Origin of the sequence: Phycisphaera sp. (genome assembly GCA_025916675.1) — a bacterium.
Classification (GTDB): Bacteria; Planctomycetota; Phycisphaerae; order Phycisphaerales; family UBA1924; genus JAHCJI01.
This window is the reverse complement of record CP098402.1, coordinates 1367938-1379850: the sequence shown is the minus strand read 5'-3', so window position 1 is coordinate 1379850 and position 11913 is coordinate 1367938. Positions and strand designations below refer to the sequence as shown.

11 protein-coding genes are annotated in these 11913 nt (G+C 66.5%); 10 read left to right on the top strand and 1 reads right to left on the bottom strand.

What is annotated here, in order from left to right; genetic code table 11:
* Positions 1–17 precede the first annotated feature (17 nt).
* Positions 18–1562: an ATP-binding protein gene (locus tag NCW75_05990; protein UYV13834.1), complete on the bottom strand. Its 1545-nt coding sequence runs from the start codon at positions 1560–1562 to the stop codon at positions 18–20.
* Between the two features lie 32 nt (positions 1563–1594).
* Here NCW75_05990 and NCW75_05985 point away from each other — a divergent pair, with 32 nt between their 5' ends.
* From NCW75_05985 to NCW75_05940, 10 genes are all read left to right on the top strand, one after another.
* The gene (locus NCW75_05985) at positions 1595–3076 is read left to right on the top strand and encodes a hypothetical protein (GenBank protein UYV13833.1); all 1482 of its coding nucleotides are present in this window, start codon (positions 1595–1597) and stop codon (positions 3074–3076) included.
* 112 nt (positions 3077–3188) lie between these two features.
* On the top strand, positions 3189–3650 hold the full coding sequence (locus NCW75_05980) for a PTS sugar transporter subunit IIA (GenBank protein UYV13832.1): 462 nt from the start codon (positions 3189–3191) through the stop codon (positions 3648–3650).
* A gap of 36 nt (positions 3651–3686) precedes the next feature.
* Complete coding sequence (locus tag NCW75_05975) at positions 3687–5660, top strand: ABC-F family ATP-binding cassette domain-containing protein (GenBank protein ID UYV13831.1); 1974 nt, start codon at positions 3687–3689, stop codon at positions 5658–5660.
* The gene (locus NCW75_05970; protein UYV13830.1) at positions 5653–5946 is read left to right on the top strand and encodes a hypothetical protein; all 294 of its coding nucleotides are present in this window, start codon (positions 5653–5655) and stop codon (positions 5944–5946) included. Before NCW75_05975 ends, NCW75_05970 begins: the two co-directional genes overlap by 8 nt.
* Positions 5943–6227: a hypothetical protein gene (locus NCW75_05965; GenBank protein UYV13829.1), complete on the top strand. Its 285-nt coding sequence runs from the start codon at positions 5943–5945 to the stop codon at positions 6225–6227. The genes NCW75_05970 and NCW75_05965 overlap by 4 nt, the downstream gene beginning before the upstream one ends.
* A gap of 26 nt (positions 6228–6253) precedes the next feature.
* On the top strand, positions 6254–6913 hold the full coding sequence (locus NCW75_05960; protein UYV13828.1) for a CoA transferase subunit B: 660 nt from the start codon (positions 6254–6256) through the stop codon (positions 6911–6913).
* A gap of 156 nt (positions 6914–7069) precedes the next feature.
* Positions 7070–9469, top strand: a complete 2400-nt coding sequence (locus NCW75_05955) for a DUF4040 domain-containing protein (protein ID UYV13827.1) — start codon at positions 7070–7072, stop codon at positions 9467–9469.
* Positions 9466–9882, top strand: coding sequence for a Na+/H+ antiporter subunit B (locus tag NCW75_05950; GenBank protein UYV13826.1), 417 nt, complete (start codon positions 9466–9468; stop codon positions 9880–9882). Before NCW75_05955 ends, NCW75_05950 begins: the two co-directional genes overlap by 4 nt.
* 19 nt (positions 9883–9901) lie before the next feature.
* Positions 9902–10249: a Na+/H+ antiporter subunit C gene (locus NCW75_05945; GenBank protein ID UYV13825.1), complete on the top strand. Its 348-nt coding sequence runs from the start codon at positions 9902–9904 to the stop codon at positions 10247–10249.
* Positions 10246–11886 carry a Na+/H+ antiporter subunit D gene (locus NCW75_05940; protein ID UYV13824.1) on the top strand — a complete coding sequence of 547 codons (1641 nt, stop codon included), beginning with the start codon at positions 10246–10248 and terminating at the stop codon, positions 11884–11886. The genes NCW75_05945 and NCW75_05940 overlap by 4 nt, the downstream gene beginning before the upstream one ends.
* The last annotated feature ends 27 nt before the right edge of the window (positions 11887–11913 follow it).

Sequence of the window (11913 nt, the reverse complement as noted above, 5' to 3'; positions counted from 1 at the left end):
GGCGGATGGAAGCGTGCTCACGACCCCGCGCTCTCGAACGCCGGCAGCAGCACCTCGAACTCGGCCCCGCCCTCCTCGCTGTTGCGAGCGATCAGCACCCCACCATGCTCGCGGACGATGCCATCGGCGACCGCTAGGCCCAGGCCGGTGCCCTTCGCGTCGAGCCTCGAGCTCACAAAGGGTTCTAATAAGCTCGGCAGCAGCTCGGCTGGGATGCCCGGGCCGTTGTCGGCAATGGTGATCGAAACCCAGCCCGATCCCTCGCGTGTCAGCGACTCGGCGGTGATCGTGATGGCCGCGTTCGTGGAGTCGCTCTCGACGAGCGCCTCGGCGGCGTTGCGCACGAGGTTGACGAGCACCTGCACCATGCGGTCGCCATCGCAGGGCACGCTCAGGCCATCGGCCACACGATCTTCCACACGCACGCGGCGGACGGGGTCGTCCAGGCTCAGCAGCTCGAGTGCCTGGCGCACGAGCGTGGACACCGCGACCGTCGCCACGCGCGGCGAGCGCACACGCGCGAAGTCGAGCAGGCCCTCGCCCAGGCGTTCCAGGCGATCAACCACCCGGCGCATGAGCTTGGCCTTGCTCCCGGCCACAGGCTCGCCGGGCGCGTCGTTGATTTCCGAGACTAGGCCCTTCAAGACCGCCAGCGGCGTGTTGATCTCGTGGGCGATGCCGGCGCTGAGCATGCCCAGCGACGCGAGCCGGTCGGCGTCGGCCAGGTTGCGGCGGGCGTTCTCTAAGAGGTGGTTCTTACGCTTCAGGTCGCCCGCGACGCGTTCGAGCTCCGCGAGCGTGCGCGCCAGCTCGGCCTCGTTGCGACGTAGGGCGGAAACAGACCGGTTGCGGCTGCGCATGATCTCGCCCAGCTCGTCTTGCGGCATGAATCGGGGGTCGATCAGCTCGCCCGTGCGGTCGCCCTGCTGCACCGCCAGGTCGGCGTGCAGCATCCGGCGGATGGGCTGGTAGACGTGCCGGGGCAGCACGAAGACCTCGAGCGCGGCGGCGATCAGGAAGTACACGCCCAGCATGCTCAGCAGCAGCACCAGGTCGAGCCGGGCGACCGAGGCACGCACGCCGTCAAGCTGGCGGTCGATGATGTAGTACCCCCCGCCCGCGGCGTGGGGCCTGTACAGCCCAGCAGAGCCAACGCGCGACCCGGAGGCGGTCTGGCCTCCGGCATCGTCGGGCAGCACGACCGGCGCGGTCGCGGCCCGCTGCATGGCGGCGATGGCACCCGGGCCCAGGCCGAGCGCCTCGGCACCCCCCCACCGCAGCGTGACGCCCGCCGCCAGGCGCTCCCGGCCCTGCGCCCGCCCGTCGGCCAGTTCGAGCACGTCGAGCGTGGCCAGCACATACGCGGCGTCCTCGGCCTCGGCCTGGCGGACCAGGGCCTGGATCTCGGGCCTCAGAATGAAGAACATGAGGGCCGCCAGCCCCGCCGAGAACGCCGTGTGCAAGAGGATGAGCTTCTTGCGGATGCGCATCGTGCCCAGCAGCTTGGGTGGCATGCGGCGGGGGCGTTCCGCGGGCGGGCTGTCGATGGCCGGGTCGGGCACGATCTGATCGTACGCCCTCCCTACCATCCCCCTTGGCACGCACAACCTCCCAAAGCCGCCGTCCGAACCGCTTCCCCGACGCCATCAGCGCCCGCTCGGTGGTCCACTTCCGCCTGCGCGAGGAGGCCCACCGCTACCCCGACCTGGGCCTCGAGCCGCTGGACACGAGCGAACTCCAGGGCCCCGGTGCCGGTCGGGAAGCCGCCCTCGCCCACGCGATCTACGACGCCGTCATGCGTCGATGGATCACCCTTGAGGCGATGTTCGCCCCCCACACCACCGGCCCCAAAGCCCGACCACTCCATGAAATGGACAGCACCGTGAGGGCCGCCCTGCTGGCCGGGGCCGCCCAGTTGCTGTTGCTCGACCGCATCCCGCCCCACGCGGCCATCAACGAGGCCGTCAACTGGACCCGCAGCGCGGGCAAGCCCAAGGCCACCGGCCTGGTCAACGCCCTGCTCCGCCGCGTCACCGAGAGCGTGGCCCGAGCGGAAGAAGGCTGGCCGGTTATCATCGACGGTCCCGCGACCGAGCACGTTGGCAAGGCCGACCGCCTGCCGCTGCACGACGGCCGGGCGATCCAGCTCACCACGGACATCTTCCCGACCGAGACCCTGCTCTGGCTCGAAGCCGCGACGGGTACTCCCCGCTGGCTCATCGAGCGCTGGCACTCGCGATTGGGAGATGCGGGCGTCGTCGAGCAGGCCTTGCACACGCTCGTGCAACCACCGGTGGTCATCAACCACGCCCACGCCGCGAGCGAGGCCGATGATCCCGACAACTGGTCCGTGAGCATGCGCGAGGGCCACACGCTCACGCCCCACGAGCGCGAGGGCCTGAGCGTGCTGGGCCCCCCCGGCGCCAGCCCGCGAGACATGCTCAAGGGGCGAAGGGACATCTGGGTGCAGGACGCGACCTCGGCCGCGGCGCTCGACGTGCTCGATGGCCTGGACCTGAAGCCGGGCCTGATTGTCGATCTTTGCGCCGGTTTGGGCACCAAGACCCGCCAGTTGCGCGCGATGTATCCCGAGGCGACCATCCTGGCCTGCGATACCAACGACGCGCGGGCCAAGGGCCTGCGCCGCGTGTTCGCCAAGGACGACCTAACCAAGGTTCTGGATATCGAGGACGTGCGCTACGAGGCGGCTGGCAAGGCCGACCTCGTGCTGCTCGACGTGCCCTGCTCGAATTCCGGTGTTCTCCCGCGGCGCCCCGAGGCCAGGTATCGCCTGGGCACCGAGAAGGCATCCGAGCAACTCGAGCGACTGGTGTCCATCCAACGAGACCTTCTGGCCCAGAGCCGCGCCATGCTCGCCCCTGGCGGCCACGTCGTCTACGCCACATGCAGCATGGACGAGGAAGAGAACCAGCACATCACTGCCTGGGCGTGCGAGTCGGCGAACTTCCGCGTCCTCAAGGAAGCGTCGACAACGCCCGCGGGCCTTCCAGGACAGCCGCCGACCGGCTATCGCGACGGCGGGTACGCCGCCTTGCTGGTCGCTGAGCCTTCGTAGAACCGATAGGCCGGCCGATAGGCGAGCGCCAGGGGGTCTACAGTGGCCCCACGATCGATGTTCGGGGCCGCGTGAGGGCCGCCGGGCGGGCAAGCGGCGGAGCGGGGCACCCATGAAGTTGCTGGAAATCCTGACCCCCGAGTGCGTGAAAGCGCCCCTGGAGTCGACCGACAAACGCGCGGTCATCGACGAGATGGTCGACCTCCTGGCCGGTCTCGACCGCGTGAATAACCCGCAGGCCCTCAAGGACGCCGTCTGGGCCCGCGAGCAGACCCGCACCACCGGCATCGGCCACGGCCTGGCCATCCCCCACGGCAAGTGCGAGGGTTTGTCCGGCCTGGCGATGGCCATCGGCAAGCCCGCCAGCCCCATCGAGTTCGAGGCCATCGACGGCCAGCCCGTCCGCCTAATCGTCCTGCTCGCCAGCCCGCCCGACCGAACCAGCGACCACATCCAGGCCCTGGCCCGCATCAGCCGCCTGATGACCATGGACGACTTCCGCGACCGCATCTACGCGGCCAGCACCTCGGAAGAAATCTACCAATTGCTGCAAGATCAGGAAAAGGCCGGCTGAGGCCAATCGCCCGCCGATCGTCTCATACGATTCCCAGTGCCAGTCCTCGCCGTAGCCAATCTCGACCTCTCGTACGGCGACGACGTGATCCTCCGGGGCTGCTCGCTGTCGGTCGAGGCCCGCGAGCGCGTGGCCATCGTGGGCGCGAACGGAACCGGCAAGAGCAGCCTGCTCAAGATCATGGCCGGCGTGCTCAAGCACGATGCGGGCGAGGTCTCGCTCCAGCGCGGCACCAAGATCGCCTACCTGGCCCAGGATCCGCAGGTCGAGCTGGGTGTCACCCTCCGCCAGCACGCCGCGAGCGCGTTCGAGGAGCTCAGCAACCTCCACGACAAGCTCGAAGCCGTCTTCCACAAGCTGGCCGACGCGAAGGACGATGACCTTAAGAAGGTGATGGACGAGCAGTCTCGCATCGAGGCCCAGATCCAGGCCGCGGGTGGGTACAACGTCGACCATCTCATCGATAGCGTGCTGCATGGGCTGGGCTTCACCGACGCCCAGTTCTCCCTGCCCGTCGAGAAGCTCAGTGGCGGGCAGAAGGCTCGCTTGGCCCTCGCGCGCGCGCTGCTCACCGAGCCCGATGTCCTACTCATGGACGAGCCGACCAACCACCTCGATGTGCATGGCCGGATCTGGCTCGAGGACTTCCTGGTCGATACCTTCAAGGGCGCCGTGGTGCTCATCGCGCACGACCGCTCGGTGCTCACCCGCGTGGCCCAGCGCGTGGTCGAGTTGGAGCGCGGCCGGGTGATCAGCTATCCCGGCGGCTATACCGCCTTCCGGACCCTGCGCGTCGACCGCCTGCGCACGCAGATGGAAGCCTGGGAACGCCAGCAGACCAAGTTCAAGCAGGAGCAGGCGTTCATCGACAAGTACCGGGCCGGCCAGCGCTCGAAACAGGCCAAGGGCCGCGAGAGCCGCCTCGACCGGGCCCGCGACACGTCGACCCTCGAACGGCCCGTCGAGATGGCGGTCTTCCAGCCCAGCCTGCCGCCCGCGCCACGCACGGGGGACATCGTGGCCAAGGCCACCGGCCTGACCATGCGATTCCCTCGCGATGATGGTTCGACGCTCACGCTCTTCGAGGGACTGGACATCGTAATCTCCCGCGGCGAGCGCTGGGGCGTCGTGGGCCCCAACGGCGCGGGCAAGAGCACGCTGGTCGAGTGCCTGCTCGGCAAGCGCGAGGCCACGGCCGGCCAGATCAAGCACGGCGCGGGGCTTAAGGTCGGCTACTTTAGCCAGAGCCGCGGCGACATGGACCCCATGACCACCGTGCCGCGCCACATCCAGCGCGTCGTCGCGCGTCTGGCCGACACGGAAGAAGGCCCCGACAAGCCCAAGACACTCAACGAGCAGGAGGCCCGCGATCTGGCCGGCGCGTTCCTGTTCTCGGGAGACCAGCAGGAGGCGCTGCTGGGCGACATGTCCGGTGGTGAGCGCGCCCGGGCGGCCCTCGCGGCGCTGCTCGCGTGTGCGCGCAACGTGCTCGTGCTCGACGAACCGACCAACCACTTGGACATCCCAAGTGCCGAACGGCTCGAAGCCATGCTCGAACGCGGTGAAACGAAGAAGTCCGGAACCTTCGACGGCACGCTCATCGTGGTCAGCCACGACCGAACGCTCATCGACGCGGTGTGCGACCACCTGATCGTCTTTGACGGCAAGGGCGGCGTGAGCCTGCACATGGGCGGCTGGAGCGATTGGCTGGCGGGCGGGGCGCGGTCGCCCGCGGTTCCGGAGCCCGTCAAGCGCGCCCCACCCCCTCCCCCACCGACAGCCGCAGCTCCAAAGCCCAAGGCGACCAAGAGCAAGTTCTCTTGGATGCCCGTCGAGGCCATCGAAGAGAAGATCCACGAACTCGAGGGCGAGGTCTCGCGCATCGATACCAAGCTCGACGATCCCGATGTCTGGAAGAACGCCATCAAGGCCGCCGAGATCAACGCCCGGCGGGATGAGTTGAAAGAGGAACTCGATGCCCTGGAAACGGAGTGGCTTGGCCGTGTCTGATACTCACACGCATTCCATCGATCCGGTACGCCGAAAACATACCCAGCGCATCAAGCTGGGCATCATCGTCACTTGCACGCCTTGGATGTTTCTCGGGTTTGTGGGCCTGATCTCGGCTGGCATCACCGCGGCCCGGGCGGCGCGTTTGCCTCTCGACGAGATCCGCCCGCTGGCGATCGTGACGCTATCCGTCTGCACGCTAGCGAGCGTCGTGGGGCTGGCCGTGCTGATCCTGGGCATCGCCGGCCTGCTGATGAGCGGCAAGCCGAAGGAAACCCAGTCATGAAGCGCAATCTGGGCCGCTTGCTCTTGCTCATCGGGTTGGTCGTCATGCTGATCGGTCTGGGCATGGCCTTCAAGACGTTCGCGGGGATTTACTACGACGCCACCAGCGACCCGCTGGGCGAGCATGCCACGAGCGCCGAGCCCGAGAAGGATGCGGCCAAGGCAATGCTCAAGTGGGCGATCGTGGGCATAGCAGGTGCCCCCATTGCCGCGGTCGGCGCGTTCCTCGCGATGAAGGCCCGGATCGACCGCATCAAGGCGAGGAACCAAGCCCGCCGCTAGGGGGGTGCTCCGGGGTACACTTGCCCATGCTTACCCGAGACCAGATCACCAAGCGGGCGGCCCAGGAACTGCGTGACGGCTACGTCGTGAACTTAGGCATCGGCATGCCGACCCTCGTGGCCAACCACATCCCCGACGGCATGGACGTGTGGCTCCAGTCCGAGAACGGGCTGCTGGGCATCGGCCCCTTCCCCACCGACGCCGAGGTCGACGCCGACCTCATCAACGCCGGCAAGCAGACCGTGACCGCCCGCACCGGCGCCAGCTTCTTCAGCAGCGCCGACAGCTTCGGCATGATCCGCGGCGGGCACATCGACATGTGCATCCTGGGCGCCATGGAGGTCAGCCAGGAGGGCGACATTGCCAACTGGATGATCCCCGGCAAGATGGTCAAGGGCATGGGCGGTGCCATGGACCTGGTCGCCGGCGTCCGCAAGGTCGTCGTGGCCATGGAGCACTGCAACAAGCACGGCCAGTCCAAGATCGTCAAGCAGTGTTCGCTGCCGCTGACCGGCCAGCGGTGCGTCAACATGGTCATCACCGACCTGTGCGTGCTGGTGATGGACGTCAACAAGCACCGCTTCGTGCTCACCGAGGTCGCCCCGGGCGTCACCGTCGACGAGGTGAAGCAAAAGACCGAGGCGGAGATCCTGATCGCCGACTCGGTGGCCGAGGTCGCGGCCTGAGCTTCGTCCAATTCGGCGGCATTCATTTCAAGCGGATAACCCATACAACCGATTCCTAGGAGCCGGCGGAGCGGCATCTTCGGATACCATCGCCCGGTTATCGAACCCTACGCCGCGATGGTCGCGTCTAAGGTCCGATAGAACGGAGCCCCGCCCGTGATCGTCGGCACCCTTGCTGCCATCTTCGCACTGGCCATGCTGGCCCCCTCCTTGCACCGCGTGCTGGGCAGGGCCACCGGGTACGTGCTGGCGCTCGGGCCGCTTGTCGGATTCATCTACTACCTGACCCAAATGACGGCGACCGCTTCCGGCGAGACCACATCTGTGGCCTGGACGTGGGCCGAATCGCTGGGCGTCGAGTTCTCGTTCCGCGTCGACTCGCTCAGCACGCTGTTTGCGTTGCTGGTGACCGGGGTGGGCACGGCCATCGTGCTGTACGCCAACAGCTACCTCGACGGTCATCCCAAGCGCGGCCGCTTCTTCGGCTACCTCATGGGGTTCATGGGCTCGATGCTGGGCTTGGTGCTGGCGGACGACCTGATCCTGCTGTTCATCTTCTGGGAGCTGACCAGCATCACGAGCTACCTGCTTATCGGCTTCGATCACGAGCGCGAGAAGGCCCGCAAGAGCGCGCTCCAGGCGTTGGTCGTGACAGGTTTGGGCGGGCTTTCGATGCTCGCGGGCATGATCCTGCTGGGGCAGATCGCCGGCACGTTCTCAGTCTCGGGCATCATCGAGAACCACCACACCCTGACCGAGAGCCCGCTCACGCTGGCGGCCATGATCCTGGTGCTGGGCGGCGCGTTCACCAAGAGCGCCCAGTTCCCGTTCCACTTCTGGCTGCCCAACGCGATGGAAGCCCCCTCGCCGGTCAGTGCCTACCTGCACTCGTCGACGATGGTCAAGGCCGGCGTCTATCTCGTCGCGCGCCTCAACCCCGCGTTCATGGACGCCCCCGCCTGGCAGTGGGCCCTGTCCTGTTTCGGCGGGGCGACCATGCTCATCGGTGCCTACCTGGCCACACGGCAAACGTACTTCAAGAAGGTCCTGGCCTACACGACCGTGAGTTCGCTGGGCATCATGGTCATGCTCATCGGCTTGGGCGCGCCCCAGGCCGCTGCGGCGTACATCCTGGCCCACGCCCTGTTTAAGGGGGCCCTGTTCCTGGTGGCCGGCATCGTCGACCACGAGGCCGGCGTCAAGGATACCGAGCAGATGGGCGGGCTCTTCGGCAAGATGCCTGTGACCGCGATGGTGGCGATCATCTCGGGCCTGTCGATGGCCGGCATGGTGCCGCTGCTGGGCTTTGTCGCGAAGGAACTGCTGCTCAAGGGCAGCCTGCACGCCCACGGCGGCCCGCACGAGATCGCGTGGCTCTGGCCGACGATCTCGACCATCGCCGGCGCCTTCATGGGCGTCGCGGGCTTGCAGGCCGGCCTGCGCCCGTTCTTCATGGCTCGCACGGCCGAGGGCAAATATCCGAAGACCCCGCACGAAGCACCGCCACCCATGCTGCTGGGCCCGGTCGTGCTGACGGGTCTGACGCTCGTCGGTGGTTTGTTCCCGGCTCTCTTCGCCAACCAGCTCATCAACGGCACGGCAGCGTCGATCGCTGGCGGCCATGATGTCGAACTCGTCAAGCTCAGCGCGATCTACTTGACCACGCACCCAAGCACGGCCTTGTTACTGAGCGGCGTAGCCCTTGTCGGCGCGGCGGCCCTGTTTGCGTTGCGTAGGCCATGGCGCGCCATAACCGCGCCCCTCGATCGTGTCACCACGGCCATTGGCTGCGAACGCATCTATCACCTGCTCTTCGGCGGCACGGTGGGTCCGGTCTCGCTGGCCACCGTGCAGACCAAGGTGCTCCAGAGTGGGTACCTGCGCGTGTACGTGCAAATCACCGTGCTTACTGCGCTCGCTCTCGCCGGCGGGCTGCTGCTGTGGCAGGGCGACCTGACCGATTCGGTCTCACAGGCCATACCACAATTTGGTGACATTCCTTGGACCGAATTGCTTTTTGAGGCCGTTCTCGTCGGCATGATCTGCGTGGCGGCAGTCGCTTCGACGCAGATGCGCGGCCGCCTGTCCACGATCGCCGTGCTCGGCGTAGTGGGCTATTGCTCTGCGATCATCTTCGTGCTCTTCGGCGCTCCCGACGTCGCCATGACCCAGTTCGCCGTCGAGACACTCACGGTCATCATCTTCGTCCTGGTCGTGTACCACCTGCCGCGGTTCGCCGTGTATAGCACACGGATGGGCAAGCTGCTCGACGCCAGCGTTGGCGCGGCCTTTGGCCTCATGATGGCCGCGTTCGTCGTCTCCTCGTTTGCGATCAGCGCCGATGACGGGATTTCGTGGTTCTACAACCACCACGCCATGCCCAATGCGCCCGGCGAGCACGCCGCGTATGGCCGCAACCTGATCAACGTCATCCTCGTTGACTTCCGTGCCCTGGACACGATGGGCGAGATTGCCGTGCTGGGGTTGGCCGCCGTAGGCGTGTACACGCTGCTGAAGCTGCGTCAAGAACGCCCAAGAACGGGAGAGGTGGCATGAACTCCATCATCCTCCGCACGGCCACCCGCTTCATGCTGCCGCTACTGATCCTGTTCAGCATCGTCGTGCTGCTTCGCGGGCATAACCAGCCAGGCGGCGGATTTGTCGGTGGGCTGTTGGCCACCTCGGCGTTCGCCCTGTACGCCATGGCCTTCGGGGTGCCGGCGATGCAACGGATCCTCCGCGTCCCGTTGACCACCTACATCGCCGTCGGCCTGGGTATTGCCCTGGCCAGCGGCATGCCGGGCCTAATTGAGGGCGAGCCGTTCCTGTACGGCATGTGGACCAGCTTCGATCTAGCGGGCTTCGGTACGCTCAAAGTGGGCACGCCGTTCTTGTTCGATATCGGCGTGTACATCACCGTGCTGGGTGTTTGTTTGCTCATGCTCCTGACATTGGCCGAAGAGTCTTAAGAGAAAGGAGGATCGCCACATGGAATTACTACTCGCCATCGCCGTTGGGTTCTTGTACGCCACGGGCATCTACATGATCCTCCGCCGCAGCTTCGTGAAGCTGATCATCGGGCTCGCGCTCATCAGCCACGGGGCCAACCTGCTCATCTTCGCCGCCGGTGGGCTTCGGCGGGGCAAGCCCTCGCTCATCCCCGAGGGCGAGGAGCAACTGGTTGGCGATTTCAGCGACCCGCTGCCCCCAGCGCTGATCCTGACGGCGGTCGTCATCAGCTTTGCCATCCTCGCGTTCACGATCGTGCTCGTGAAGCGGACCTACCAGGAGGTTGGCACCGACGACCTCGACGCGATGCGGACCACCGACCGATGAACCTGACCGTTGTGGCACCCATCCTGATCCCTCTTGCAACCACGGTGCTGTGCATCGGGCTGTGGAAGGATCGAACCATGCAGCGGTGGGCCAGTGTGGCCGGCTCGGTGAGCCTGTTGGCCGCCTCGATCTCCTTGCTCTACGCGACTAGCGATGGGCAACTGGTCACGTCCAACGCTGCCGGCTGGCCGGCACCCTTCGGTATCACCCTCGTGGCCGACACGCTCAGCGCCATGCTGGTGGTGCTCACGGGCGTGGTCGCGGTGGCGCTGACGATCTATAGCCTGGGTGCGATCGACAGCAAGCGCGAGAGCTTCGGCTACCACCCGCTCGTCCACGCCGTGCTGGCGGCCTGCTCTGGCGCGTTCCTGACCGGTGACATCTTCAACATGTACGTCTGGTTCGAGATCATGCTGCTGGCCAGCTTCGTGCTGCTCACCCTGGGCGGCGAGCGGGGGCAGCTCGAGGGAGCCATCAAGTACGTCACGCTCAACCTGCTCTCGAGCGGCATGTTCCTGGCCGCCATCGGCCTGCTCTATGGCATGACCGGCACGCTGAACATGGCCCACTTGTCGATCGTGCTGGACCGGGCCGAGAACCCGGGTGCCATCACGGCCCTGTCCATGTTGTTCCTGGTCGCCTTTGGCATCAAGGCGGCGGTGTTCCCGCTGTTCTTCTGGCTGCCGGCCAGCTACCACACGCCGCCCGTTGCCATCACCGCGCTCTTCGCGGGCCTGCTCACGAAGGTGGGCGTGTACTCCATCATGCGCACGTTCACGCTGTTGTTCGACCAACAATTGGACATCACGGCGTTCATCCTGATGTGGATCAGCGGATTGACGATGGTCACCGGCGTGCTCGGGGCGGCGTGCCAGTTCGAGATCCGCCGCATCCTGGCCTTCCACAGCGTCAGCCAGATCGGCTACATGCTCATGGGCCTGGCTGTCGCGCTGTACGCGCTCGCCAATGCCCAGCCCGACAGCATCGTTGCGCGCGAGACCGCCACCGTGGCGCTCGCCGGTTCGGCCATGTTCCTGCTGCATCACGGCATCGTGAAGGGCAACCTGTTCCTCATCAGCGGGCTCATCCAGCGTCTGGCTGGCACAAGCGAACTCAAGAACCTGGGCGGGCTCATCAAGACCCACCCGTGGACCGGCGTACTGTTCATGGCCTCGGCCCTGTCGCTGGCGGGCATCCCGATCTCGACCGGCTTCTGGGGCAAGTTCGTGCTCATCAAGAGCGGTCTGGCCGCCGGAGCGTTCGCGCTCGTGGCCGCCTCGCTGTGCGTGAGCATCCTGACGCTCTACTCGATGACCAAGATCTGGGCCGAGGCCTTCTGGAAGGAACCGCCCGAGAACATGCCCGAACCGCCACCTGTGGTGGGCAAGGACGATCGCGTCCGGATCGGCCTCATGGCTGCGCCGATCATCGCGCTCGCTGTGGCGACCATCGGCCTGGGCGTGTTCGTCGACCCGCTGTACCGCATGGCCGAGCGTGCGGGTGAACAGCTCCTCGATACCGAAAAGTACCAGCGGGCCGTGCTGGGCGAAAACTACCAGCGGGCCGTCGACGGGACCCTCCGCGAACTGGCTACCGTTCAAGATAGCGGTCACACTCCTGAGGAGGACCAGCCATAGGCGCGCTCGTTCTCAATCTTGTTCTCG